This is a genomic window from Microbulbifer variabilis (assembly GCF_052468405.1).
In genome coordinates this window covers 3,709,223-3,735,729 of sequence record NZ_CP174343.1, presented here as the reverse complement: position 1 = coordinate 3,735,729, position 26,507 = coordinate 3,709,223, and the positions used below count along the sequence as shown (strand labels likewise).

The 26,507-nt window shown below is 47.3% G+C and carries 20 protein-coding genes; 11 read left to right on the top strand and 9 right to left on the bottom strand.

The window, feature by feature from the left end; all coding sequences use genetic code 11:
* Positions 1-53: 53 nt before the first annotated feature.
* Both ACJJJB_RS16855 and ACJJJB_RS16850 read right to left on the bottom strand, forming a co-directional pair.
* Entirely contained in the window at positions 54-713 is a 660-nt protein-coding gene (locus tag ACJJJB_RS16855; protein WP_445365205.1) for an alpha/beta hydrolase, read from the bottom strand.
* 502 nt (positions 714-1,215) lie between these two features.
* A complete protein-coding gene (locus tag ACJJJB_RS16850; RefSeq protein ID WP_445365204.1) occupies positions 1,216-1,818 on the bottom strand; it encodes a GNAT family N-acetyltransferase in 603 nt (200 codons plus the stop codon).
* A gap of 447 nt (positions 1,819-2,265) precedes the next feature.
* Here ACJJJB_RS16850 and ACJJJB_RS16845 point away from each other — a divergent pair, with 447 nt between their 5' ends.
* A complete protein-coding gene (locus ACJJJB_RS16845; protein WP_445365203.1) occupies positions 2,266-3,741 on the top strand; it encodes a DEAD/DEAH box helicase in 1,476 nt (491 codons plus the stop codon).
* A 44-nt stretch (positions 3,742-3,785) separates the two neighbouring features.
* On the opposite strand, the gene ACJJJB_RS16840 is transcribed toward ACJJJB_RS16845, so the two are convergent.
* Positions 3,786-5,087: an amidohydrolase gene (locus ACJJJB_RS16840; protein WP_282952306.1), complete on the bottom strand. Its 1,302-nt coding sequence runs from the start codon at positions 5,085-5,087 to the stop codon at positions 3,786-3,788.
* Positions 5,088-5,903: 816 nt separating this feature from the next.
* Here ACJJJB_RS16840 and ACJJJB_RS16835 point away from each other — a divergent pair.
* The 4 genes from ACJJJB_RS16835 to ACJJJB_RS16820 all read left to right on the top strand — a co-directional run bounded on the left by ACJJJB_RS16835 (position 5,904) and on the right by ACJJJB_RS16820 (position 11,488).
* Positions 5,904-8,261 (top strand): efflux RND transporter permease subunit, encoded by a 2,358-nt coding sequence (locus ACJJJB_RS16835; RefSeq protein ID WP_445365202.1) that lies wholly within the window; start codon positions 5,904-5,906, stop codon positions 8,259-8,261.
* Entirely contained in the window at positions 8,242-9,063 is an 822-nt protein-coding gene (locus tag ACJJJB_RS16830; RefSeq protein ID WP_444946072.1) for an outer membrane lipoprotein-sorting protein, read from the top strand. The genes ACJJJB_RS16835 and ACJJJB_RS16830 overlap by 20 nt, the downstream gene beginning before the upstream one ends.
* A gap of 11 nt (positions 9,064-9,074) precedes the next feature.
* Positions 9,075-10,259 (top strand): hypothetical protein, encoded by a 1,185-nt coding sequence (locus tag ACJJJB_RS16825; protein ID WP_444946073.1) that lies wholly within the window; start codon positions 9,075-9,077, stop codon positions 10,257-10,259.
* Positions 10,260-10,354: 95 nt separating this feature from the next.
* Positions 10,355-11,488, top strand: a complete 1,134-nt coding sequence (locus tag ACJJJB_RS16820) for a hypothetical protein (RefSeq protein ID WP_444946074.1) — start codon at positions 10,355-10,357, stop codon at positions 11,486-11,488.
* Positions 11,489-11,550: 62 nt separating this feature from the next.
* Here ACJJJB_RS16820 and ACJJJB_RS16815 read toward each other — a convergent pair whose 3' ends face one another.
* Positions 11,551-12,144 carry a TetR/AcrR family transcriptional regulator gene (locus ACJJJB_RS16815; RefSeq protein WP_020414365.1) on the bottom strand — a complete coding sequence of 198 codons (594 nt, stop codon included), beginning with the start codon at positions 12,142-12,144 and terminating at the stop codon, positions 11,551-11,553.
* A 453-nt stretch (positions 12,145-12,597) separates the two neighbouring features.
* Here ACJJJB_RS16815 and ACJJJB_RS16810 point away from each other — a divergent pair, with 453 nt between their 5' ends.
* The 5 genes from ACJJJB_RS16810 (at position 12,598) to ACJJJB_RS16790 (ending at position 19,640) form a co-directional block, all read left to right on the top strand.
* Entirely contained in the window at positions 12,598-12,897 is a 300-nt protein-coding gene (locus ACJJJB_RS16810; protein WP_444946075.1) for a hypothetical protein, read from the top strand.
* Positions 12,898-13,452: 555 nt separating this feature from the next.
* Entirely contained in the window at positions 13,453-13,770 is a 318-nt protein-coding gene (locus tag ACJJJB_RS16805; protein WP_445365201.1) for a DUF1272 domain-containing protein, read from the top strand.
* Positions 13,771-13,998: 228 nt separating this feature from the next.
* Positions 13,999-14,961, top strand: coding sequence for a glucokinase (gene glk, locus ACJJJB_RS16800; RefSeq protein WP_020414368.1), 963 nt, complete (start codon positions 13,999-14,001; stop codon positions 14,959-14,961).
* A 167-nt stretch (positions 14,962-15,128) separates the two neighbouring features.
* On the top strand, positions 15,129-17,996 hold the full coding sequence (locus ACJJJB_RS16795; protein ID WP_444946076.1) for a TonB-dependent receptor: 2,868 nt from the start codon (positions 15,129-15,131) through the stop codon (positions 17,994-17,996).
* Positions 17,997-18,131: 135 nt separating this feature from the next.
* Positions 18,132-19,640, top strand: coding sequence for a tryptophan halogenase family protein (locus ACJJJB_RS16790; RefSeq protein WP_445365200.1), 1,509 nt, complete (start codon positions 18,132-18,134; stop codon positions 19,638-19,640).
* 151 nt (positions 19,641-19,791) lie between these two features.
* On the opposite strand, the gene ACJJJB_RS16785 is transcribed toward ACJJJB_RS16790, so the two are convergent.
* From ACJJJB_RS16785 to ACJJJB_RS16765, 5 genes are all read right to left on the bottom strand, one after another.
* Complete coding sequence (locus tag ACJJJB_RS16785) at positions 19,792-20,091, bottom strand: hypothetical protein (RefSeq protein ID WP_020414371.1); 300 nt, start codon at positions 20,089-20,091, stop codon at positions 19,792-19,794.
* Positions 20,092-20,134: 43 nt separating this feature from the next.
* Positions 20,135-22,045, bottom strand: a complete 1,911-nt coding sequence (locus tag ACJJJB_RS16780; protein ID WP_282952315.1) for a VCBS domain-containing protein — start codon at positions 22,043-22,045, stop codon at positions 20,135-20,137.
* A gap of 1,076 nt (positions 22,046-23,121) precedes the next feature.
* Positions 23,122-23,310: a hypothetical protein gene (locus ACJJJB_RS16775; RefSeq protein ID WP_282952316.1), complete on the bottom strand. Its 189-nt coding sequence runs from the start codon at positions 23,308-23,310 to the stop codon at positions 23,122-23,124.
* 10 nt (positions 23,311-23,320) lie between these two features.
* Positions 23,321-23,569 (bottom strand): hypothetical protein, encoded by a 249-nt coding sequence (locus tag ACJJJB_RS16770; RefSeq protein ID WP_020414375.1) that lies wholly within the window; start codon positions 23,567-23,569, stop codon positions 23,321-23,323.
* Positions 23,570-23,696: 127 nt separating this feature from the next.
* Entirely contained in the window at positions 23,697-24,557 is an 861-nt protein-coding gene (locus ACJJJB_RS16765) for a DUF3014 domain-containing protein (RefSeq protein ID WP_353375583.1), read from the bottom strand.
* Positions 24,558-24,833: 276 nt separating this feature from the next.
* On the opposite strand from ACJJJB_RS16765, the gene ACJJJB_RS16760 reads away from it, so the two are divergent.
* Positions 24,834-26,486 carry an alpha-amylase family glycosyl hydrolase gene (locus tag ACJJJB_RS16760; RefSeq protein ID WP_282952320.1) on the top strand — a complete coding sequence of 551 codons (1,653 nt, stop codon included), beginning with the start codon at positions 24,834-24,836 and terminating at the stop codon, positions 26,484-26,486.
* Positions 26,487-26,507: the final 21 nt, after the last annotated feature.

Here is a 26,507-nt window from a genome sequence, read left to right as displayed (position 1 = left end):
GAAATTATGATGAAATAAAAATATATTTAGCATGCAGTCCTAAGCATACCATTTTAGCCAATTAATAAGTGCCTCATGCTCATTTTTCCGATCACTCCCATACTGGGGTGATTTCTCTCCCTAAGTAAGACCAAATTTATATTACTATCTGTTAAGTCCTTGAATTCGCTATAGGGGGCAAAAGGGTCTGATGGTGAGAGGAATAGAAGCGTTGGAGTATTGGAGGAAATTAGGAGTGGTTTTATTCTTGTGTCGTAGAGATAGATATTGGCTTTTTCCAGTGCGCGAGTAGCTCCTTCGCGGAAGTTATTTTCTGGAATAAGGCCGCTAATCAAAGGGTGAGCGGCTCGAGCATAGTTTACTACTGCTTGATCAAATTTCACCATGGGATCCTGAAGAATTAGGCCACGGATATCTTGACGAGAAGCAGAGATTCGTGCAGCGGTTAGAGCTCCCATTGAATGGCCTAGCAAATAGAGATTATCTTTCTTAATAATGCTTTTTTGAATAAGGTTATCGACCAAAGCGTTGAAGATCTCACTATCGCCCACTCCAAAGACTTTTTTGCCACCTGATTCTCCATGACTCAGAAGGTCTGGGATTACTACATCAAACCCAAGAAAGTGAAAATAGAGCGCTGAGCTAAGCATGAACTCCTTTGAAGCGCGAAATCCATGTAGAAGCATTACAGTACCTGAAAAAGAACTTTCCAAAGCATTTCGGTTAAGTTCGAGATTAACTGTACTTTCAGACTTGTAGGATTCAACTTCAATAGAATAATTAATTTTCTTATTGGTTTAAGCAGTTGCATGAAAATAGTTAACACAAAGATTGTTTTTTCTCTGGCAATATTTCCTCTTATTGAATCCCCATAGCTGAATCTGTTCTTGAGTAACTAAGCGATTGTGTGGGAAGCTTTTTGAGTTATTAATATACCAGGAGATACTTGAAGAGCAGGATGATATGCAGAAACATAGTACGAAACTAGAAATAGTTTTTTCAGCTTCATTTACTTTTTTTAATCGTTGTTTGATTTTTTATCGGCTTAAAGGCTGACTGTTTAATGTGTAGCTGTTAATGCTTGGATTTTGAGTATTGGAAAGAATATAGTGCTGACCGGCTAGTCAGTGCGTTATGTTTTTGGAGATTCGGCCAAGGTAATAGGTCGATGAAGGACTGCCAAGCCATACCAGGCAGCCCCTAATCGATGGTATTTCAGTTTAGATTAATTCGGTTATCTTCTGACTTCTGCTCAAATTCGAGGGTTTGCGCTGCCGGCTGTAGATTTAGAGTATAAGTCAGTAAGGTGTAATCTCGAGCGTCGGCCTGGCAAACAAAGCCCATTGACCTTGCGAAAGAATGAACGCGTTTGTTTTCGGCAGATTCAATAGAGTAGATACGCTCTAAGCCTTGTTCTTGGGCGCAGTGAATTAGGCGTTTTAACATCAGTCTACCAAGGCCAAGGCCCTGCCAATCATCACTAACCACTACGGCACACTCACAGGCTCGTCCGTCTGGATCTACTGCATAGTGTGCGGTGGCAACCGCTCTCTGGGCGTGGTCGCTACTGCAAAGGGCAATAAAAGCTTCATGAACCTGATGGTCGTTGTCGGTGAGCAGTTCAATCAGTTGCTGGCTCGCTTTACAGCTGCCCCCAATAAAGCGATCGCGTCGGGTTTGGGGGGAGAGGTCCTCAATGAGCTCTTTCTCCAGCTGCCCGTCACTGCGGCAAATGGGGCGGATTGATACCCTGCGCCCGTTGCCGAGAGTGATTAATTCTATTTTTCGTTCCGGGGTAACTCTGTTGTTAAATGACATATCAATAAAAATCCCAACTGCGCTTGGCAGCTTTGTTTCTAGTTCGCAACGGGGGTGGATATCAAAAAGATAGACGCTCGCGTTGCGAACGCAAAACTATATTACGGTCGCGCTGGGCGTTTCCCTAACAACCCCTATGTATAAGGCTATGAAGCCTGGGTGTTAACAGATAGAACTATACAGTCAGTACATTTATGTTATAGTGCCCGCGCTGTGATTTCTCAGCTGCGTCATTTGTAGGCCGGTATTTCACCGGTGCCCTCCCAGGAACATTTCTTAAATTCTTCCCGGAACTTTCTACTGAATGCCGCGCGCCGGACGACCGGTGAATAGACGGCTGTATGCATTGAGCACCAACAAGCTCTGTATGCCCACTCCGATTTTTAAATTTGCACCCTTGTGGTGCGAATGTGTTTGCTTGCGCCTGGAGCGCAGTTTGAGGTTTTTATGTTGTTTCAAGATCTGGGGCTTGCCCAGGATATTGCCCGTGCAGTTGCAGAGCAGGGATACAGTACGCCTACGCCCATTCAGGCGCAGGCTATCCCTGCGGTAATGAGGGGCAGTGATATTATGGCGGCGGCCCAGACGGGTACAGGTAAAACAGCCGGTTTTACTTTGCCACTATTGCACCGGCTCAGTGCCGGTGAACGTGCCCGTAAGGGGCATGTGCGTGCGCTGGTACTTACCCCAACCCGCGAGCTGGCCGCTCAGGTGTTCGATAATGTGCAGAGCTATAGCCAGTACCTGCCAATGCGTCATGCGGTAGTATTTGGTGGTGTTAAGATAAATCCCCAGATATCCCGCTTGCGCGGCGGTGCCGACATTCTGGTGGCGACTCCCGGGCGCCTGTTGGATCTGCACAACCAGGGGGCAATCCGTTTCGATCGGCTAGAGGCTCTGGTATTGGATGAAGCAGACCGTATGCTGGATATGGGCTTTATCCATGATATTAAGCGAGTGTTGAAAATTCTGCCGACCAAACGCCAGAATCTGCTGTTCTCTGCAACCTTCTCCCCAGAAATTCGCCAGCTTGCCAAAGGATTGGTGGAGGACCCGCTGGAGATTGATGTCAGCCCTCGTAACTCCACCACAAAAACGGTACGCCAAAAGCTGCACCCTGTGGATAAAGCTAGAAAAACAAAACTGCTTAGTCATCTGATTCGGGAGAATAGCTGGCATCAGGCACTGGTATTTAGTCGTACCAAGCACGGTGCCAATAGACTTGTGAAGCAGCTGGAAGGAGATGGCATTCTGGCAGCTGCTATTCACGGCAATAAGAGCCAAAATGCCAGAACCCGGGCCCTGGCGGACTTTAAAGCTGGCAAGGTGCAGATCCTAGTTGCAACGGATATCGCGGCCCGCGGAATTGATATCGATCAATTACCTCAGGTAGTGAATTTTGATCTGCCGAGTGTCCCCGAGGATTATGTCCACCGTATTGGTCGCACAGGGCGTGCGGGGGCTCAGGGGCAAGCTTTGTCTCTTGTGAGCGCCGATGAAATCAAGCAATTACGCGATATCGAGCGCTTGATTGGTAAACCGATCCCCCGTGAGGAAATTGAGGATTTTGAGCCAGATCATCAGCTGCCGGCCTCAGGCACCCCTAAGCGCAGAGGAGTTCAGCCCTCCCGTTCTGGTGGGGAAAAACGCAGAGAGAGCGCTCGCGGCAATAACGACAGCCGTGGTAGCCGAAGCAGCAAGGACAGTCGTTCAGGTAATCGCGCAAACAGCCGCGGTAATAATGAGGGGCGTGGGAAAAGCCGTTCTCGCAGTAATAACGATAATGGTGGGAATGCTGGGACTCGCTCAAGAAATAATGGCAAGGGGCGAGATAGAGTTGAAGGAACAGACCGCTCCGATTCACAAGGGCTCCAACGTGCACCACGCCGCCGTCCAGCAAGGGGGCGCTCGGAAAGCGCGTAAAATAAAAATAGTGTAAGCGAGCCTCAATGGAGGCTCGCTTTCCATTACCGTCGTTTATAATTGGCCATGTAGTCCAAGGTTAGTAAGGTTAGAGCTTCAGTCCCTTTACGCATAGCGCTTTCATCCACATAGAATAAAGGTGAGTGGTTACTGGGGGCTTTGCTGGGATCTTGCCCTTGTGGGGTTACTCCTAAGAAATAGTAAAAACCGGGCACTTCATTGGCGAAGTAGGAAAAGTCTTCCGCACCAGTAACTTTAGGTATCTCTATCACCCGCTTGTCACCCGCTACGGATCTCAAAATGGGGAGAGCCATTTCAGTTAATTCCGCATTGTTGATAGTTACAGGGTATCCTTCCAAAATTTCTACATCCGCGCTAGCGCCAGAACTCTCAGCAATTAATTCAGCTGTTGTTTTCAAGCGCTTGAAAATTTCCGCACGATTATCCATATCAAAATTTCGGATGGTGCCATTTAGATAAACACTATCCGGAATAATATTATTGCGCACACCGCCATCAATGCGTCCGTAAGAGATAACTGCTGGTTCCTTAGTGATATCTATCTGACGGCTGACAATTGCCTGGGTACCCATAACTACCTGCGCGGCTGCAACAATAGGGTCCACTCCGCCCCAGGGGCGGGAGCCATGAGTCTGGTGGCCATTAATAGTGATGCGGAATTCATCAGCGGCGGCCATCAAGGGGCCTGAGCGGTAACCGACTACGCCAGCAGGAAGTGAGGAGGTAACGTGCTGGCCAAAAGCAACATCTGGCTTGTATTTCTTGAAAATTCCCTCTTTGAGCATCAGCTCGGCTCCGCCTTCTTCACCATCTGGCGCCCCCTCTTCGGCAGGCTGGAAAATAAAGAGTACATTGCCGGCGAGTTCTTCACGTAAGCCGGCAAGTACTTCAGCGGCGCCCATCAACATGGCGACATGGGTATCGTGGCCGCAGGCGTGCATTACGCCTACATCTTTGCCCTGGTAAGTGGTTCTCACCTTGGATGCAAAAGGAACATCGGTCCTTTCAGTTACCGGTAGAGCGTCCATATCGGCGCGTAGCGCTACTGTCGGCCCTGGTTTGGCACCTTTCAGAAACCCAACAAGCCCGGTATGGGCAATGCCAGTTTCTACCTCCAGTCCTAATGAACGGAGATGTTTTTCTATATATTTAGCTGTTTCAAACTCGCGGTTACCCAACTCTGGATTCTGGTGCAGGTGGCGACGCCACTCAATAACCTTGGATTCGGTATTTTCCAGCAACTGCTGGGGTTTTGTGTCGGCAGCAGATATCTGAGTGACCAGCAGCGAGGCGCCGATGGCCAAGGGCAGGAGTAATCTCTTCACAGCATATTTCCTTGGTTATCGTTATGGTTATTGGGATTCTAACCTCATAGGCTTTGAAGCTCCGATGACTAATTCAATCAGTGTCCGACTGATGAGGCTTAGGTGGTCGTATTTTTAGGCAATCCTCTCGTGCTACCAGGCAATCATAATTTGTTGACAAGATGAACCGAACGGTTCAAGATTGCTGGCAGAGCTTGTGGGAATCAATACAACCACAGAAATAATAAGAGGGCATGCGATGCTCGAATGGATACTAGAGGCCGGTCTTTTAAGTGTGTTTGCTATGTAATGACTAGTAAATCCGAACTCTAATGGATCGGAAGGGAAAAGTGCTTATTTCACAGAGTGCATTGTGTGCCCGTTTACTAATTTCATTATGACTTGAAGGCATGTATTGAGAGATGGAGATTGCCCAACCAATATAAAGGCGCACCCTCTGTCCCGGATTTTTTTCTTCTTCTTAATAATGGGGGTTGAAAGGACTTAAAAATTTTGGCTTAACTAGGAATAGCTTTGTTATTTACAACATTAGATTTTTTCTTAGATTCTTATTAAATTAATTTTAAGGTTTTATAGTCATCCTTTAACTGGGAGGGGTGGGTGTGTGCCAATAAAAACTTGGCTGGTTAATTCAATTAAAAGTTAATATATATAGGTCCGCATTTATTTTGATGCTAATAAAATTACACTGAATTATTTAATGAATTTGCTGCCCACTTTTTAATTTCCTCAATCCGCATGGGGAAATGAAATCTATTAATACTGGTTAAAGACTATTTTTTCTTCTCTATCAGGTAGTTTGAAGGAGCTGCTTTTATGTCTTCCCCCCAATTACAGTCGAATTGGGTTGGCCGCTATGCGGACTGGCTCATTCGATATCGCTGGCTGGTCGCTATTGGTGCCCTGTTGTTAACCTTTCTCGCGGTAAGTGGTGCTAGGTTCCTCGGTTTTAACAACGATTACCGAGCATTCTTTAGTGATGCTAATCCTCAGTTACAGGCCTATGAACAGATTCAGCGTACTTATACCAAGAATGACAACATTCTTTTTGCCATAGTGCCTAAAGGTAGCGAAGCCTTCTCCACGAGTGCCCTGGCGGCGGTGGAAGAAATGACCGAAAAATCCTGGTTGTTGCCTTATGCACTGCGGGTGGATTCTATTACTAATTTCCAGCATACCATTGCTGAGGAAGATGATCTTTTAGTTCAGGATTTGGTGGAAAATGCCAGTGGGCTCAATACCGAAACATTAGCTTCCATTAAATCCACAGCTCTTGCGGATCCTACCTTGAAAGAGCGTCTGGTAAATAGTGATGGCTCTGTGACTGGAATTAATATTACCTTCCAGCTACCGCAGAAATCCATGAATGAAACACCTGAGGCAGCTGCCGCGGCTCAAGCGCTGATGGAAGAGATTGAAGCTAAGTATGATGTTGAAGTCTATGCGACTGGTATCATTTTGCTAAGTAATGCCTTCTTTGAAGCTTCTCAGTCAGACATGAGTACTCTGGTTCCACTCATGTATCTTGTCATCATTGCTGTAGTTTTCTTGCTGGTGCGCAGTGTCAGTGCCACATTTGCCGCGTTATTAGTAATTATCTTCTCCATGGCCGCAGGTATGGGACTGGCTGGTTTTATCGGCGTTAAACTGACTCCTCCCTCTGTATCCGCTCCAACCATTATTATGACCCTCGCGGTGGCAGATTCGATACATATCCTGGTCAGCTTGTTTGCTGCTATGCGCCGTGGCCTCAGTAAGCATGCGGCTATTAAAGAGAGCCTGCAGCTCAACATGGGTCCAGTGTTTCTTACGTCGATCACTACAGCGATCGGCTTTCTGTCAATGAACTTTTCCGATGCGCCCCCTTTTCATGATCTGGGTAATATCACTGCTATGGGTGTGATGGTGGCCTTCTTCCTGTCAATCACTTTGCTGCCCGCACTGATGGCGATTCTGCCGGTCAAGAGCCGTGTCAGCGAATCCAAGATTGGCCGCTCTATGGATGCCCTTGGAGATTTTGTTATAAGTCGCCAACGCCCGATACTTCTGGTTGGTGTCATCATCTCCCTGGCTTTACTGGTTATGGTGCCGCGTAACGAAATCAATGATGACTTCGTTGGTTACTTTGATGAATCTGTAGAGTTCCGGGCTGACTCCGATTACATCAGTGAAAACCTGTCTGGTATTTACCAATTGATCTATTCCCTGGAATCTGGCGATAGCAATGGTGTAAGTAACCCTGAGTTCCTCGCTAAGCTGGATCGTTTTACCGGGTGGATGGAAACCCAACCAGGCGTGCGTCATGTCAATACGATTGGCGATACTTTCAAACGTTTGAACAAAAACCTGCATGGTGATGATCCGGCGTATTACAAGCTGCCTGACGATCAGGAGCTGGCAGCTCAGTATCTACTGTTGTATGAATTATCCTTGCCTTATGGTCTGGACTTGAATAACCAGCTTAATGTGGCCAAGTCCTCCACGCAGGTAGTCGTAACCCTCGACAATCTAAAGTCGAAAGAGCTCAAAGCAGTGGCTGACGCCGGCAGTAATTGGCTGGAAAAAAATGTTGGCCTCACTGCTTACGGAGTAGGTCCGGCCATCATGTTTGCGAATATTGCTGAGCGTAATATGGAGGGCATGTTGGTGGGTACTCTGGTGGCACTGGTGCTGATCTCCGCTCTTATTGGTATTGCCCTGCGCAGTGTAAAACTCGGCACCTTGAGCCTGATACCCAACCTGTTACCCGCTGGCTTGGCTTTTGGCCTCTGGGGTGCCCTGGTAGCGGAGGTCAATGTTGCGGTAACCATGGTTACTGGTATGGCACTGGGTATTGTGGTGGATGATACCGTGCACTTTCTCAGTAAATATCTTCGTCGCCGCCGTGCCGGCTACAACGTGGAAGATGGGCTGCGCTACGCCTTCTCTTCTGTGGGTGTGGCAATTGTAGTGACCTCTTTGATTCTGATTGCCGGATTTATGGTACTGGCTCAGTCTTCATTCGGTATGAATTCCTCCATGGCCATATTAACTGCAATTTGTATTCTGATGGCCTTACTGGCGGACTTCCTACTATTACCGATTCTTCTGATGAAACTTGATGCCAAGGCATATGACCCAGCTATCCCCTCTATTGAAAGTAAGGAGCAAGACTATGCAACCCAACCGCTCTAAAAAACAATTTCTGACTCGAGTGCTTGCCGGCACACTGGCACTGGCACTGGCTACTTTTTCAGTCGCTGCTAATGAACTGGACCTGGCCGCAGAGAAAGGCCTGGAAATTGCGAAAGAGGCCGATCGCCGCGACTTAGGATTCGGTGATATCAGTAACAACCTCACAATGACTTTACGAAATAAATATGGTGAGGCGAGCATGCGCTCTATGCGTACCAAGACACTTGAGCAGGAAGATGATGGAGATAAATCCCTGGTAATTTTTGACAACCCGCGAGATGTGAAGGGCACTGCATTTTTGTCCTTTACCCATAAAGTGGGTTCCGATGATCAGTGGCTCTACTTACCTGCACTAAAACGCGTTAAGCGTATTTCTTCCAGCAATAAATCCGGCCCGTTTATGGGTAGTGAATTTGCCTATGAGGATATTGCCTCTCAAGAAGTGGAGAAATATACCTACAAGTATCTGCGCAATGAGACTTTTGATGGGCGAGATCACTTTGTTTTGGAATTGGACCCGGTAGACCCTAAATCCGGTTACTCCATCCAGCATATCTGGATTGATATGGAAGAATATCGGGCGTGGAGGACAGATTTTTATGATCGTAAAGGAGACCTGATGAAGACTCTTACGGTTTCCGATTACAACCAGTATGACGATAAATACTGGCGCGCAAATAAAATGGAGATGGTAAATCACCAAACCGGTAAATCTACTGTGTTGCAGTATAGCGACTGGGTTTTTGGCAACGGCTTTACCGATCGTGACTTTACCAAAAACAGTCTGTCAAGGGCGAAGTAGGAAGCGTGCCCATGGCAAACCGAAAAATACTCGCCTTTTTTCCGTTGATGGCTGCATTGAGTCAGGCGCCAGTGGCAAATGAGTTAACCGGTTACGCGGGCCTGGAGGCTCGCGCTTTTACTGCGGACCCAGCAGATTCTATCCAGAGTGATGCAGGGATTTCCGCATCTTTAAGTCTTGAGTATTATCGGGACCTTGACGATGGTAATCAGCGCTTTGTAGCCAGTGCCTTTGGTCGTTGGGATAGCGAGGATGGCGAGCGCAGCCATGGTGATCTCGGTGAGCTGTACTGGTGGAAGGCCTATGATAGTTTTGAACTCTATGCTGGTGTGCGTAAGGTTTTTTGGGGGGTTACTGAAACCCTGCATTTAGTGGATGTGATTAATCAGGACGATGCTCTGGAAAATATCGATGGTGAAGACAAGTTAGGCCAGCCCATGGTGAACCTTCTGATGGAACGTGATTGGGGCACTTTAGAGGTTTATGGCTTATTGGGTTTTCGCGAGCGGCAATTTGCTGGTCGTGAGGGACGGCTGCGTGCTTCCCTACCTGTTGATGAGGGTGGGGCAATCTACCAGTCTGACCGGGAAGAAAAACACATAGATTGGGCCTTACGCTACAGTCATGTGCTTGGAGATTGGGATCTGGGGTTAAGTCATTTTTCTGGTACAAATCGGGATCCTCTGCTGTTGTCGAGCAATGATGGCTTGCTAACACCTTACTATGCTCAGGTAGACCAAACAGGAGTGGATATCCAGACTACTCGAGGTGATTGGTTGTGGAAGTTTGAAGCCATTTCTTTTAAGCCGCGCGGTGAAGATCGTCAGACAGCTGCTGTCGGCGGTTTCGAATATAGTTTATATGGTATTCGTGAAACTGTGGCCGATCTTGGCTTGTTGATGGAATATCAATTTGATGATCGCCGTGGGCCTTGGTCTACTGCAAACCAAAATGATATAGCGGTAGGGGTTCGTTACGCTCTTAATAATACACAGGATACTGAGTTCCTGCTGGCAGTAAGTACCGATCTGGATAATGGCAGCCGCTTTACCAACCTGGAAGTTACTCATCGATTAGACGATCGCTGGCTTTTGGAGGCCGAGGCCCGTTTCTTCGGTAATGCCGATGAGGGGGATCCAACTTACAGCCTACGCAACGACGACTATTTACAACTGGAGCTGCGTCGCTATTTCTAAAAAATAGTTTTCACAGGAACCCCTCTGCGCCCTTTCCAAAATCAGTTTTGAAAGGGTGTTTTTTACGATAAGCAGAAGTTGTAGGGGGCTGTCTAGTGGTGAATTTTCGCCACATACTGTCGGTTTTTTTTGCGCTTCCCAGTATAGAGTGCGGCTTTAGAATATCAACCTGTGATCGGCATCAATCATCGAAATGTTGGAACCTTGAACAATATAAACCTAAAGATAAACCTAAAGGAATTTTCTTTTCTTCCCGGCTTGGGGGAGTCCCCCATCGAATATGCCCCCAGTGTTCGCCATGGAAAATGGGAATCACTGCATTCCACAGTATTATCTGGTCTACAAACAAACCAGGGGAAACTGTGGAACAGTTAATACCCGAAGTTGAGTGCTCGGAGAATTATCCGATATTCGTAGACCAGGATGCCGGGGGAATTTTTATTCAAGTTGGTGTTATTGGTCCTGATAACTACCGGAGTAAGGGTTGGGGAAACAAAATTGCATATGGGCGTAAGTGGCGGGTAGAGCCGGAGTTGCCAACTTTAGAAATTATTCAAACTGTTTTTCTGGCGATCAAAAAAGCGCGAGAGCATGAAATACGTGAGCGCTTTCGCCTGAAAGTAGGCTGTCATACCAGCACGCCATTTAATAACCATCATAATTTTTCGCAAATAGCGCGCAACTCTGAGTACTTTATTTTGGGTGATTCACCTATTGATGAAGGTGAAATTACCAATGTGTTACGAAATTGTTTACAGCAGGTTGAATATGCTGGAGCGAATTTTCAACTGTGGAATATGGAAATGCGCTACAAAGGGCAGTGGCTTGTAGATATTTTTATGAAATTGCCAAATGGATGCGATTTACCGGAGTTAGAAACAGGAGAGATTACCCTTTTGTTAACCCAGCTGGATGCCAACACACTGTTATTTGCGTTGATGGATCAGCTCTTAGCCATGAGTAATGACCATGTCGATCAAATTTTTAGTTATGCAGGGTTTCGCCGTTTTAGTCGCACGGTAGGCCTTAATAAGATCGCCAGAATGTCTGTAATTCTAAGGCAACAGGGGCATTTGAATAGCGACCAGGAATTTCTGCAAGCCTTTGAGCGGGCAAACGAGGCAACAGATCGGACGAGGATACCACGTCTGCATCCCGGGCCATTGGCCGAGCGCAGATTTAAAGAGCTAAACGAATTTGCACCACTACAAGGTATGCTGCCGAAGTAAATTACTTATGTTACTCAGGGCAATGTAATTACAGCGTAAAATAGCTCCAGCCAGCAAGATGATTAGGGCTTGGTGTATTGGCCCAGTATTGCAGTGAGCTGCTGGTAACTGCGTTTGCCCGCTATATTGTTACCAGTACCTTTATTCAAGGCTACAACGCCACGGCTTACAGCCATCACAAGTGCTGCAAGAGCACCACAGTCGGTATCAACCTTCAGCTGGCCATCTTCTACCGCTTTTTGCATTCTGGACTCAATACGCTCCAGCATTTCATTTGTACCTTTGGCCACCAGGTCGGCGAGAAATCCCTCGCTAGCGCCAACTTCCATAGCTGCCATGGTGGCAATACACCCTTCTGGATTTTCTGAGCTTTCCATACCCGCCTGTAGCATCTCCAAAAAGCTGCCCATGGCACTGTTAAAATCCGGGTGGTCCAGGGTGTTCATTGCGTCGCAGGCGTACTGGGAGTGGAAATGTTCCAAGCAGCGACCGTACAACTCTTCTTTACTGTGAAATGAGTTGTAGATGCTTGATTTATTCAGACCCATAGCTGATTCAAGGTCGGACAGGGAGGTGCCTTTGTAGCCCTTCTCCCAAAAGACGCGCATGGCTTTATCGAGGACTTCTGACTCATTGAACTGTTTGCGTCCACTCATGCGTTGTTACCAAACATCAAAAAAATCATATTGACATAACGACCAGGGGGGGGGCAAGACATGGAGCGGCACAGAGTAAAATATAGAGTTTCAGGATGTCTATAGCCGTTGATACTGCAGGGTAAGGTTCGTCCTGCTTTGTTTGTAGAGGATAGTTCTGGAGGTGGCTGGTTAGTCAATCTTTACTTCTCAGTTTCACAACCCCCACTAATATTCAGTATAAATTTTACCTTTGTGATAATAAGGTTAATGACTGATTCGTCAGATTACCGTTTACTATTCAAACAATTTTGTACACTTTTATCAGGTTATAAGTAAAGGGATATTGGGTAAAAGTAATACTTTGGGTAGTGCAACCCATCCCAGCTGAATGCCTGGAGACAGTTCCTAAGGGTTGAGTTATTCCCTATGATCTTATTCATTTTATAGGTAAAGATGATAAGGGGAACAGATGTGGGTATTTTTGATAAAGCCAGGGAACTTGGCGACAAGGTCAATGAATCTGTGACCGCATTTAGTAGTGATGAAGTGATTGCCAATACGGTTATTAAAGCGGTAGAAAAACAGGAGAAAGTGAAGGCCATTCTGAGGGCCAAGGGATGTAATTATCGTGTTGCTGATATTGATTTGAGCATGGGCATTCCTCCTACTGTAACTTTTGGCGTGCGCAGAATAGACGATGCTGCTGAGAACTATAATGATGAGACTGAGCGTCCTAAACAGGCACAGGAGATTGGGGGCACCCCTTTCTAGTAATAAATTTCAGCGGCTATTTAATCTTTGTCTCTCTGTTGAGTTTGGAACTTTATATCTGATGGAAATTGTAAAGCGTTGTCAATTTGTTGGAGAGAAGGCCTGGCAATCAAAGTTGATTGTCAATATGAAGGGAATTACTACCAAATTGCACTGGATGGACAAATCTTATGTTGGGCATGTAAATGACGGACAGGAGGTTTTGCGGTTATGGATGGAAGCGTGGAAATATTTTACAAGCGTGAAGGTAAGGTATGCTCCGGAGTGCTAAATGCAAGGGGTATATTTTATACGTCGGAAGGTACAGAACATCTCGTACATCCTTTAGGGGTGGCAAGGGTTCTGGTCATAGAGCATGAGAGAGGTATTTAACTGCTTTTCGCTTATTTTAAAAGTGAGGACTTTTTGTAAAACGAGTTTAAGTAGAAGAGAAATTTATTGTTATTTTTTATGAGAAAAATTTTCAGTATAAAAACAGACATGTCTATCTGATTATGGGTTGGTTTTTCTTTTCGATAGATGATCAATTAGTGGAGTTGGCAAAATAATAGAGGAGTGTTTCCAGTGCTGGAGCTGAGGCCGAATTGTGAATGTTGTGATAAAAATCTACCGCCAAATTCTGTTGAGGCAATGATCTGTACTTATGAGTGCACCTTCTGCAAATCCTGTGTTGAAGAGGTTTTGAGTAATGTCTGCCCCAATTGCGGTGGTGGATTTTGCCCTCGCCCTGTACGGCCGCGGTTGGCAAGACGTGAAGGAGTGGGGATCCGGTTTCAACCTGCATCGCAAAAGCGAGTTTTGAGTCGCTACAGTAAAAAGGAGATGCAGGACTTTGCTGTGTCCGTGAAGGGAGTAGCCCCTCAAGAGCGCTGAAAGCCCTTAAAGAGGTATAAAGCTAGTTTGGTTGTTTGACCAAATCTAGCCCTGCAGTCTAGATTTTGCTGTTATTAAGTGCCTAATCGCAAATATGGCCAGTCTATCGACTATCCGGTTCCTCTCCGGGCTGAGATAGCCCCTTTGGCAAACTTTTGGGGCTGGCAATATTTTCTCTGACACCGTAACTTATATCGCCTTTTTTGGGGGGATCTCATAGGGATAAATATGACAAGTATCGTAGCGGATATCGGCGGCACTAATGCCCGCTTTGCCATTGCCAAACCGGTGGCGGCTGGTTACCAGCTTGAAGATCTGAAAGTAGTGGACTGTAAGCGGTTTCAGGGCTTTGATGCCGCCCTGCAACACTGGCTTGATGAACTGGAAGGCCCCCGGCCTGAGAAGGCGTGTATTGCGGCCGCGGGCCCTCTAGAAAAGACCGCCTCCGGTGGCCGCGTCTATATGACCAACCTTGGCTGGAGTATTGATGCAGGAGAGTTGGCCAGGGAGTTTTCCTTTCCGCACCTCGAACTGATCAATGACTTCGCCGCATTGGCGCAATCCCTGCCTCGTCTGGGAAAAGACGATTATGAAGTATTGCGAGATGTTCCCCGGCTGCGGGGTGCGCCAATGGCTGTACTTGGGCCGGGAACCGGTCTTGGTGTAGCAGGTTTGGCTGAGGCAGATGGCCGCTATCATGTCCTTGCTGGAGAGGGCGGCCACGCCAATCTGACAGTATCCACTGAGCGAGAATTACAGCTTCTGCAAATCATGATGAAGAGCCGCGCACCTATTTTTAATGAATGGGTGCTGTCGGGCAATGGCTTGGTGAACCTCTATCGTGCGGTCTGCGAATTGAATGGACAGGAACCGGAAGACTTGAGCCCTCCCGACATTAGCGCGCGCGGATTGGGCGGAACAGATCCCGTATGCCGTGAAACTTTACTGGATTTCCTGAATTTCCTTGGAAGTGCGGCTGGGGATGCGGCGTTGTATATCGGGGCCCGAGGGGGTGTCTTCTTAGGTGGTGGGATACTGCCACGTATTGCGGAACTGCTGCCGGAGAGTGAATTCGAGCAACGTTTTCTGAATAAGGGCCGGGTAGCCCAGTGGATGGAGGCTGTGCCTGTTTATGCTCTTAAAGCCGGTTACCAAGCCTTGATTGGCGCTGCGGTACAGCTTGAGGGGTGATTTTCCTGTATAAATAGCCAACATACTAAAGTGTGGGGTGTAGAGATGCGCCCCTGTGAACAAAATCACAGTTTCTCCCACCTCCTCCCCCCTCGGGGGAGGATGTTATGGATTAGGGGCCGCCCTAGGATGCAGGGTCTCAACATAACGATAAGTCCAGGGAGAAGATGATGAGTCTATCCAATAAAGGTAAAGGGGCGCTCAGACCCACTTTGCTATCTGCTGCCATCGCGGCCTCCGTGTCCACCTCGGTTGGGGCCTATGCGCAAGAGCAGGAAACACTGGAAGAGGTAACAGTTACCGGTATTCGCACCAGCGTTTTGGACTCAGTTGAAGCCAAGCGCGCCGCCGATGTTGTGGCCGATGTGGTAGATGCGGGCGCTCTGTCATCTCTTCCCGATCAATCAATCGCTGATGCCCTGGGCCGCTTGCCCGGCGTAACCACCGTGCGATCCAACGGTCAGTCCTCACAGCTAAATATCCGCGGTATGAATGGCGACTTCCTGCAGACCACCCTGAATGGTCGTGAGCAGGCCTCTACCAGTGGTTATACCGAAAGTACTCGCTGGATCTCTTTTGACCAGTATCCAGCTGAGCTGATTAATCAGGCAGCGGTCTACAAGACTCCGAAAGCCTCTCATATTGAAGGTGGTGTAGCGGGCTCTGTAGAGCTGAAAACAGCCAATCCTCTCGACGCCGAGAAAGAACACAACTTTAATGCCAATGTGCGTATGTCGTTTAACGACGCAGCCGACGACGTCGGTGCCGACGAATTCGGTGAGCGTGTCACGCTGTCGTACATGGGTAAATTTATGGATGATAAGGTGGGCGTCGCCCTGGGTTATTCCCACCTTGAGCAGCCGAACAGCTTTGTAAAGTCCCGCACGGGTGCAGACGCCCAGATCGGTTATGAACCGCCGGCAAGCGATTACGATGGTGACGGCAGCGCAGATGCCTTGCCGCGCGCATTCCAATGGCAGTCAGGTGATGGTACCGATACCCGTAATGGTTACCTGGCCAGCGTCGTTTTTGAGCCTACCGATGGTTTCAAGGCCCAGTTGGATTACTTCAAATCTGACTTTGAGCGTGTGGATACCCGCCACGGTATTACGGTTGGTGGGCTGGCCAATACAGACATGTATACCCTTTCCGATACGGAAGTAAACGGCGGAGTGGTTACCGATGGAACGGTAATTATTACCGATCCAAAAACTGTTTACGATTCCAGCCCCTGGTTTGAATCCCGCTCTGAGGATCAATCCACTCAGGCGGATAGCGATAGTATTGGCCTGAACCTGGAGTGGAATTTTGGTGACCGCCACACTCTGGCCGTTGACTACTCCTATAGTAAGGGCACCAAGACGCGCAAGGATCAGATTGTATCCATGCACGCTTACGACCTGACCTACGATGACAATGGGAACTTAGAGACCTGGGAAGAAGCTGCTGGGCAGAGCTTTGCCTATTCCCTTAATGGTGACGGTATTCCCTCAGGCGTTTTCTCCGGTGTAGATTTCACCGATCTGGATACCATGCGTTTGTCGCGCTACGAAGAGTACCCCCACGAGTACACCGATAAAGTTGAAGCCTTCAAGTTCGATTACAAGTTTGATTTGGAGTGGCGAGCGATTACCTCTATTGAGACTGGATTCCGTGTCTCTGAGCGTACTTTCGATTCTGAGCGTGGTGCTTTCCTGTACGGTAGCCGCGATGGTCAATTCAATGACTACTGTGCGGATAACCTGTCCGACATCGATTGTGAGCCGCAACTACTGGACGGCTATGTCAGCGTTGAATCCACCAATGGGATACCACAATTCGTAGTCAACGATATGGATGCCCTGGCTTCCAGCATTTTTGGTGCCGGTAATTACGAAGGTAAAAAGGTATTTAGCCAGGACTGGACTTTCGTTGAGTCCGGTGCTGTGAAAGAGGAAGTTTTTGCCTACTACCTGATGGCCAATATTGAAACCCAGCTGGGTAGTATTCCAGTAACTGGTAATTTCGGTGTACGGGTTGTTGAAACCGATGTGAAGTCCAGCGGTATCCAAAATGTGGGTGCTGGCAATGGTATCGAAATTACTGATGACGTGGATGTAACTTCAGATAGCTACGACTATGTTGAGTACGGCCCCGAATACACAGACACCCTGCCTTCCCTTAACTTGAACTTTGAGCTGACCGAGCAGGACTACATTCGCTTTGCTGCAGCTAAAGTGATGGGCCGTCCGCCGGTTGGGCAGCTGAAGGGCGGCGCTGGCTCCTGGAACAGTGTTAACAACGATGGCGCTACGGAGTACAACGTTTGGACCAAGGGGTCTCCCTACCTCGATCCTTTCCGTGCAAACCAGTTTGACTTGGCTTATGAGCACTATTTCGAAGATGGCGGCGCGGTAACTGCAGCCATTTTCTGGAAAGATATCGAAAGCCTCGTAGAAAAGCAGTATATCTACCTGGACAGCCAGGCAGATCGAACGGCGCTGTTTGATTCCCTGGGCATTGAAATTCCCGTGGGTCTGGAAGCCGGCGCTTTCGAGACTTACGTGAACAACGACAAGGGTGGTTATATTCGAGGCATCGAGCTTGCGGGTACCAAAACCTTTGATCAGCTGCCTGGTATTTGGGCTGGCTTGGGTATGACCGCCAGCTATTCATATACTGAGAGTGAAACCGAAGTGAGTGGCGGTAACCTCTATGGTGAAAACCTGCCGTTGCCGGGCCTCTCTGAAAATGTCTGGAGCACTACAGTATTCTGGGACATCGGTAATTTCAGCTCCCACGTCAATGTTCGCTATCGGGATGAATTTATCCTGAATATGCCGGTACCAGGTAGCTCCACACCTGTGGAAGCACAAGCCTATACCACTGTCGATGCACAGATATCCTACGCATTTGATAATGGTATCGATGTGATTTTCTCAGCGAACAATCTTACGGATGAGGCTGATGTGAAATCCTACGGAGTAGATGGCGTTCTCGGTGAATACACTGAGTTTGGGCGTCAGTTCTACCTCGGCTTGAACTATAGCTACTAAGTATCGCTGATTCTTTCGGTGTAAAACCGGAGATGTGATAAGAGACCGCCCGCTGAGCTACGCTTGCCGGGCGGTTTTTTTTGGAATATCAAATGGCCCGAAAACAAGTGCGGTGCCGAATTTTTGAGAGTCGCCATGAGCAATCAATGTAAAAAAATAATTATTCTTGGCGGGGGTACCGCTGGCTGGATAACCGCCAATCTGATGGCGACCCATTGGCAGGATAAAGGGTTTGAAATCACCCTGGTGGAATCACCGGATATTGGGATTATCGGTGTGGGGGAGGGATCAACTCCGCCACTTAAGGGTTTTATGGAGACTATAGGGGTTAGCGAATCGGAGTGGATGCCTGCTTGTAACGCTACTTACAAGGTCGGTATTACCTTTAGGGATTGGTCGGTCAAACCGGGCTATACCGAGTATGTTCATCCCTTTGTCGGCCAGCCGGACCAATTTACTATCCCGGCATTTTTTCATAATAGTTATCTGCGAAGGAAAGGCGTTGACCTGGAGGGGCACCCGGACCACTTCTTTCTGGCAACTGAGTTGATCCGGCAAAAATTAGCTCCAGTCGCATCGGAAAACTTCCCCTTTGAAATTGCCTATGGCTACCATTTTGATTCTGGTTTATTGGGCCAGTTCCTGCGGCGTGTTGCAGAAAAGAAAGGGGTTCGCTATAAGGTGGCGACAGTGGCTGGCGCCATGCTCGATGCACAGGGGAATATTGATCACCTGAAAACTTCTGATGGTGAGGTACTCAAAGCGGATCTGTATGTGGATAGTTCCGGCTTTCGTGGAAGTCTCATACAACAATCCCTGAAAATTCCTTTTATTAGTAGCGCTGAGAGTCTGTTTAACGACTCTGCGGTTGTATTTGCTACAGACCAAAAAAGGGAGTATGCACCGCACACTATTTCTACTGCGATGAAATATGGCTGGGCCTGGAAAATCCCACTGACTAATCGCAATGGCAACGGCTATGTTTACAGTTCCCGCTTTGTCGATGATGACAAGGCGGAAACGGAATTTCGCGCTCACTTGGGACTGTTGGACAGTGATGTCGAGGCGCGTAGATTAAAGTTCAAGGTGGGTCGGGTTGCCGAACACTGGGCCAAGAACTGCCTGGCAGTGGGGCTCTCCCAAGGGTTTATTGAGCCTTTGGAGGCAACGGCGTTGGATATGGTTCAGGAAACCGTTGTGCGCTTTATAGAGGCCTATAACAATGGTGATCATACAGATAAGTATAGGGCTGACTTTAATGATCGTATCAGCGCTCGTTTTGATGCGGTACGGGACTATATTGTCTGTCACTACCGTATTAGTTCGAGAACAGATACGGATTATTGGATTGCCAATGGCACTAATGAAAAGATATCTCCCTCCCTGCGCTCAATCTTGATGTCCTGGATGGCAGGCAAGAATATTACTGATGAACTACTGGATCAAAAACTGGATGTCTATTTCCCGAATGTATCCTGGAATTGCCTATTGACTGGCAAGGGAATTTACCCGGGACAGGAGCAGTTACGTCCAGGTAATGAGTTGGCGAACAAGTATAAAATTGAAGAAATTATGGATTTTAATCGTCGCTGTGCCCTAAATTTTACCTCACATATTCAACAGTTGAAGTTACTTGTTTCGTAGATGCATTGCAATCCAGGGATGTTAAGAGCCCCGCGTAAAGCGGGGCTGGAGGTCAGTATAAAGCTGTAACTTCTTGGGCGCACTATATGTAGGCGTCCAGAGAGAAAAATTTAAATAGTCAGTGTTTACTATAGTAAATCGACAGGCTAACTTATTCCTCTCCCTCAGTCTCAAGTTTTTGGGTCTCCTTGATATGTAGCATCCGTTTTTTTCCGCGTTCACCGCGAATTTTTACTCGATCCCCAGTTTTCATACCCTTGCGCTTTAATTCTTCAGCTTCAATAAAGTAATAATGACCACTTTGCTCATCTTTGAGGGAAAAGCGTCTTTCTACCTTTCCCGTTTCAAAGTCTTCCGAAATAATTTCTTCCAAAGTGCCGGTTACGACCTCCTCTGCTTGAGCAAAAACGGCGAGTGTTATACCTGTGATCAGTGTCAAAACTCTAAGCATATTATTTATCCTTCCAATACTTTGTTAACTTTCTCTAAGGTAATTAGTTGTAACTCACTGTGATTACAGCAGATTTCTTGATTGAGTCGGATGATTTGTACGTAATTGTGAGTCCGATTTTTGAGTCAGTGAAGCTATCACCAACCTGCTCTAAAACTGCTACATGGTTGGACGTTCTACCATTGAGATAGTGAACGGTTACTGAATCTTCAAAGTGAGGCCTAGGATTCAGTATATCGTGAGCTACATGGTAGTTAACATAATAGTGGTTTTGTCCATTGCTGCTACCATTACTCTCTATTTTTAATTGCTGGGGAAGAGAGCCAGAAAGCTCTCCAGCAGTTAATTCAATGGCTTCGATTTCCACATCTTGGGATGAGCTGGAAACTTGTTCAACTGTTGTTGTGTACTCAGGGAAGAGGTTATACCACTTCATATATTCTCGATGCGCACTGCCAAATAATCTTGATCGAGAACGATTGCCCATTAATGAGCCATCAGTGCCATATTCACTATCTCCGCTATCGTTAGTATCACCATCATTATTGCTATCCAGGCCTGCATGGCTTAGGCCGATATTATGACCTAGTTCATGTCCCATAACATTTTGATCGGAGAAAGAGGCAACAAGGCTCATACCCCCTCCAACGCTGGCAACACCAGCTCCTACAAGACCAGCTTTGTAAGACGCGTTTGGATAAATGAAGACCTGATGACGCCAGTTGCGTAAGTTTAGTGGCTGGTTATTTTCGTCAACGAGATTATCACTAGCCCACTGGTAGGCTTTGTCACGCCATGTGAAGCCGTCATCTGTATATTCCCCTTCCTGGCCGGCCTCGGCACGGGCAACTGCATCTGCAATGCTTAATGTACCGCCGTTCTCGCTATCTGGAATATTGAAGACCACACAGTCAACAGAGGTATCCTCATTGCCTGGTTCGCCGTAACAGTAGTGCTGTAGAGACTTATCGTTGATTCTATGGCGTAGGAACTTTAACTGCCCAAAAGAGTTTTCTCTATAGGCATTATCCAGTGAATCTTTATCATTGAAGACAGTATTCGCTATGTGAGTAAGATCCCCCTGGTCTGTTGCCAGGCCATCAGAGAAGTTCATTAAAATAAATACTATACTACTCTCTGATGGGTCAATAGTGGCTATGGTAAAAGTAACAGATTGCTCTGTCCCGTCTGTTAATTGAAATGCAATGGTATCTTCAGCTGTTTCACCCTCTTTCAGGCTATCTGCATTGTTGTTTAGCGTAAACTCCCAATCTCCATTCTTTAGAAGTTTGAACTCACCATAGCTACCTGAAATAGTCTCCTCAGGAAATTCTGGAGTATTACCATCGACATCCTCTATCATCATAGTTCCGTTAGCATGCTCTCTGCTATTTACGATCATAGTAGCTAAGGGAGAGCCGGGATCAAAAGTGTAAGCGTCATCAGTACCTGTGACTGATATGGTAATAGTTGTTGTTTTTTCTGTGCTTCCAATGCCAACAGAAAATTCATCTGTAACCAGTTCGTTTGCATTTAGTGGATCAGCCAGATTACTTTCTAGGGTATAGCTCCAATTGCCATCTGAAGAGACTTTCAGGTTGCCATATTTTCCTTGAAGGCCAGTTTCCTCAAAGGTTTGATCTGTGTTGCCGCTATCTATCAATTGACCTGAAGTAGTTATTTCAACATTTTCTGTGACGCTACCCTCACCTCCACTGATTACTCCGTTACTATCTGTGTCATTGCCGGTATCAGTATCTGTATTGCCGCCAGTGCTATTGTCTGAACCGTCATTGCCATTATTGGAATCACCGTTATCGCCACTGCCATCACTTACGGGGTTATTGGCATTGTCATCGTCCGGACTCTGGCCACTGTCACCGCTGCCGCCACCGCAGGCTGTCAAGAAAACGGATAAACTGAAGACTGTTAGTAGTTTTAATGGCTCTCTCATAATTTCTTAATTAATTCGAATGTAGTTGATGAAAATTGAATCGAATTATAGGGAGGGTAAATTGTTATTCTGTGACGTCGGGTATGAATTTAAGGTTTCATTACAAATTATGAACAACCTTAGAGTTTGAAGCAGTTGATTTCCGTCCATATGAGCCAACGGGGGGTAGGTGCTAGTGTGAGGGGAGTATCACAAGCAGGATGCTCATCTTATTAAGGTGCTGGAACTATAAGTAATTTTTTAATGATCTTCGGTAGATAAATAACTGATTATTGTTTCTAAATCTATAAAATCACAACTTTGTGATTTCTGACACATTCTCTAAAGTATGTCTTATGGTTTTATTCTCGCTTTGTTCTATGGCTATTTTTAAATAATGCAATGCTTTTGCTTGGTCTCTGCCATTGGAATACTTTTTACTGTATACCTTTGCTAGTTTAAGAGATGAAGTAGCATGCCCAAGTCTGGAAGACTTCTTATAGAGTTCTATTGCGCGATCCTGATTTCTGTCTACCTCTAGACATTCTTCAAGCATGCGAGTTTGATTAAAATAACCTCATGAAAATTAATTTTCCGTTGCTCGCTCAAACGATTGGAGAGCGTTGAGGTAACCCTTTAGCCTATATTTGGGATTTGAGTAGATCAAGCCCAAGTTTTGCATTGCCACTGCCGAGCCGCCCTCTGCTGCCTGAGTGAGGAGCTCGATTACCAGCCCGAGGTCCTGCTCCACCTCCTGACTACCCTGATAGAGTGAACCTAGATTATAACTGGCCCTGACAGAACCCTGTATTACAGCATACTGATTCTTTTCCGCTGCATGCTGATAGTTCTGTTTTACACCAGCCCTAAGGCAGTGCTGGTAAGGCATTCCAGATTATTTGTCTTGACACAGAGAGCCTACCGGTCGTAGGCGTTTTCGTGGTTGGTCTGTACTAGATTTCCATTGGCATTCAGAGCGCCCATGTAAAACTGATCTTTGATGCATCGACATTTGGCGGTAGCTTCTTAGTTTTTCGGGGCTAGCTGTCCATTTTTTGCTGGTTATACAATTTGTTTTTGGCGATATATGCACTCAGTTAGAGAGCGAGAGGAAATCCTGAATTGGCGGATTTATTCAGATATTCAATCCCCTTGCTGTTATGATCTTTATCGCTTATTTCAAGCAGATAACTGCCATAATGAAAATAAGCAGCGGGAAAATCTGCTTCAATAGCTTGCTTAAATAACCCTTCAATATTTTCCCATTGGCCAGTTGTGCTCCACAATTTCACTGACCTAAAGCTGGTACAGTGGCTGCATAGTGGCTTGGAAATAATACTTCTGTTCTTGTCCCTGGTGCAGTATCTGGGACTTGGATAAATGCACACGCACATTGTCTTCTGGTGGCCGCCCGGATTTTACTGGTGCCAGCTCTACTACCCATTCTGGAGCCGGTGCAAAATGTATTTCCAGGGTTGCGTGCGCGACCGAATCAATGAGGATAAGTGCGACAGCCAGCGGCCTGCCGGGGGCAAGATATTTCAAAGTGGGCCTCTATAGGCTTGTTAGCAGGGGCTTTATCGGTAAGAAGGAGATCAGGGGGCGAATAAGATATTGAGAGAGGGCTTTTATTAGCCTGTGCCAGTAGGTTGGCACAGGCTGGTTATGGGAATTACTGGTTTTGTTCCTGTTGGGGCTGTTGTACTGGTATGGCCTGTAGCTTTTCCTTTAGCTCTTTGAGTTTTTCTTTAACTCGTGTGGCGTTATCTGGACCCATACGGATCATCAATTTCTGCACACCGGGCAGTTTTTCCAGTGAAGGGTCGGCAAATTTATAGTAAACCGACGGACGTACCAGCTGGATAGGGCCCTCTACTTCCGGTGCTGCCAGCACTTGGTCAATGGCTTCAAGTACTACTTGGTGGAAGCTTTTATCGCGGATACCCAGTTCACCCCAGGCTTGGGACAAGCGCGGATACCAGTATTGATAGAGACCTACCGCCATATCGGTGTTCATCAGGGCGAAAATTCGCACGGGTTGATCGTAGCGGCGATAGTTATCCGGAGATAACTGGTAGCCTTCCATAGATGAGCCATCGACAATAATCGGGCCGCGAATTGTTTTGAGTGGGCGATGCTTGTGGATCAATTGGCCGCGTGAGCCTGCATTGGCAGCGGCTACCCATTTGCGGATTACCTCCTCGGACACCAGCCAGCGGGATAGTGCGTTATCTGGTGCCAGGGTCATCAGGTCATCATAAGCGGCTTTGTCACTCTCGTTGAGTGGAGGAGGGGGTTCTCTACCGGGTTCTTCTGCCGGTGCGGGTTCTTGGGGTTCTGGAATGGGTGCGGCCACTTCTGGCTGCGCCATTGTTTCCGGTTCGGGGGTGGTTTGGGGCTCTTCGATTACTTTGGTGATGGGAACTTCATTCTTCTTTTCCTCGCCGGTCCACAACCAATAGGCTGCCGCGGCGACGACAATCACCACAATAATTCCGATGATCCACCCTTGCCTAGACTGGTGTTCCGACATTCCCTGCCTCCTTTTTGCTGCTATCAGAATGTAACGGTTGGACCACGATAAAGCCCTGCGGTTTCTCCGTGGTGTATGAGTTTTACATTACTCTCCGTTGCAGCCAGTCGCAAAGGGGAATTGTGCTTTCATGAGGCTTATGGTGAAAAAGGGATATTAACCGGACGCTGCGGTCGCAATAGCCCGAATCTACGCCCCCTAGCAGGAGGATGTGTGTTTTACTGTGCATATTAGAGTGCAATGGGCAAATAGTGAGCGGTGAGACAAGAGGAAATAATGTATAAATTGACCAGCTTTTTGATGGCCTTGCTATTGGGAGCCGCGCAAGCTGCTGTAGCTGTCGAGCCGGTAGATCCTTTCTGGCGTAATGCTACTGTCTACTTTATGTTGCCGGATCGCTTTTTGAATGGCGACACCAAAAATGATTTCCCCTACGAACGGAAAGCTGACGCAGCTTATTTGCGCGGCTTTGAGGGCGGTGACCTGCGTGGGGTGATAGAGAAAATTGAGGAGGGATATTTTAATGATCTCGGGGTGGATGCTATCTGGATGGCTCCGGTGATTGAGAATATCCACGGCTATAACGAGTCCGATAAGCGCACTTATGCTTTCCATGGATACTGGCCCAAGGATTGGACCGCTGTGGATGCAAACTTCGGTACTGAGGCCGAGTTAGCGGAGCTGATTGAAGTCGCCCATAACCGCGGTATTCGCATACTAATGGATGTGATCATTAATCATACCGGGCCTGTTACGGAACAAGACGCGAAATGGCCGGCTTCCTGGTTGAGAAATGGTCAGCAGTGTGACTGGTCTGATTACGCCGGGAATGTTGAATGTGCGATACACGAGAACCTCACAGATATTCTTACGGAAAGTGAAGATGCTGTGGCGTTACCGCCGCAGTTGCTTGAAAAGTGGAAGGATGAGGGACGCTTGGAGCAGGAGCAGAGTGAACTGGATGCATTCTTCGAGCGTACAGGTTATCCCCGTGCGCCCAAGTACTATCTGATCAAATGGCTGACAGACTGGGTGCGTGAGTATGGGGTGGATGGTTTTCGTGTGGATACAGTAAAACATGTAGAGGCAGAAGCCTGGGCAGTATTGAGAAAAGAAGCAGATCTGGCACTGGCGGAATGGAAAGCCAGAAACCCGCATAAGAAACTTGATGACCGTGACTTCTTTATGGTGGGGGAGGTCTATCACTTTGGGGTTAATAACTTCGGTCCCACAGTTGGGCGTGCCTACAATTACAATGATAAGAAAGTGGATTTCTACCGGCATGGCTTCGACAGTTTGATCAATTTTGACTTCGCCCAAGTTGCCGGCCAATCTGCTGAGGAGATCTTCTCCAGCTATTCAGCAGCACTAAATAACGGAGACTTGAAAGGTTTAGGGGTACTCAACTACTTGGGTTCACACGATGATCACCATTCATTTGATCGTGAGCGCGAGCAAACTGTGAGTGCTGCTACCAAGTTGATGTTGGCTCCCGGTGCGGTACAGATTTATTACGGCGATGAACTGGCTCGCCCCATGATCGATGATCGTGCCTATGGAGATGCCTCCATGCGTACCAGGATGAACTGGGATGACCTAAAAAAGCCTGAGACCCGTAAATTATTGGCTCACTGGCAAAAGCTCGGCCAGTTCCGCCAAGCCCACCCAGCGCTGGGTGCTGGTGTGCACAAGAAAATCGCTGATATACCTTACACCTTCGCTCGTACCTTATCCGGCGAGCAATCGGTCGTAGTTGCTATGGATCTGCCTCGTGGAGAAAAGACTGTCTCTGTAGTGGGGGTTTTTGCTGATGGCACTGAGCTGACGGACTACTACTCCGGCAAACGTGCCAGGGTTAAAAGCGGTAGGGTAATGTTTGATACTCAGGCTGAGTTACTGCTGCTCTCGGCCAAGCCGAAGAAATCATAGCAAGCATAAGGCCCGGCAATT

Bases quoted from the DNA above. Each gene is read 5' to 3' on its own strand.
- ACJJJB_RS16850 (WP_445365204.1), bottom strand. From the start codon at position 1,818: ATGTCATTTAACAACAGAGTTACCCCGGAACGAAAAATAGAATTAATC.
- ACJJJB_RS16845 (WP_445365203.1), top strand. From the start codon at position 2,266: ATGTTGTTTCAAGATCTGGGGCTTGCCCAGGATATTGCCCGTGCAGTT.
- ACJJJB_RS16835 (WP_445365202.1), top strand. From the start codon at position 5,904: ATGTCTTCCCCCCAATTACAGTCGAATTGGGTTGGCCGCTATGCGGAC.
- ACJJJB_RS16830 (WP_444946072.1), top strand. From the start codon at position 8,242: ATGCAACCCAACCGCTCTAAAAAACAATTTCTGACTCGAGTGCTTGCC.
- ACJJJB_RS16825 (WP_444946073.1), top strand. From the start codon at position 9,075: ATGGCAAACCGAAAAATACTCGCCTTTTTTCCGTTGATGGCTGCATTG.
- ACJJJB_RS16815 (WP_020414365.1), bottom strand. From the start codon at position 12,144: ATGAGTGGACGCAAACAGTTCAATGAGTCAGAAGTCCTCGATAAAGCC.
- glk (WP_020414368.1), top strand. From the start codon at position 13,999: ATGACAAGTATCGTAGCGGATATCGGCGGCACTAATGCCCGCTTTGCC.
- ACJJJB_RS16795 (WP_444946076.1), top strand. From the start codon at position 15,129: ATGATGAGTCTATCCAATAAAGGTAAAGGGGCGCTCAGACCCACTTTG.
- ACJJJB_RS16790 (WP_445365200.1), top strand. From the start codon at position 18,132: ATGAGCAATCAATGTAAAAAAATAATTATTCTTGGCGGGGGTACCGCT.
- ACJJJB_RS16785 (WP_020414371.1), bottom strand. From the start codon at position 20,091: ATGCTTAGAGTTTTGACACTGATCACAGGTATAACACTCGCCGTTTTT.
- ACJJJB_RS16780 (WP_282952315.1), bottom strand. From the start codon at position 22,045: ATGAGAGAGCCATTAAAACTACTAACAGTCTTCAGTTTATCCGTTTTC.
- ACJJJB_RS16765 (WP_353375583.1), bottom strand. From the start codon at position 24,557: ATGTCGGAACACCAGTCTAGGCAAGGGTGGATCATCGGAATTATTGTG.
- ACJJJB_RS16760 (WP_282952320.1), top strand. From the start codon at position 24,834: ATGTATAAATTGACCAGCTTTTTGATGGCCTTGCTATTGGGAGCCGCG.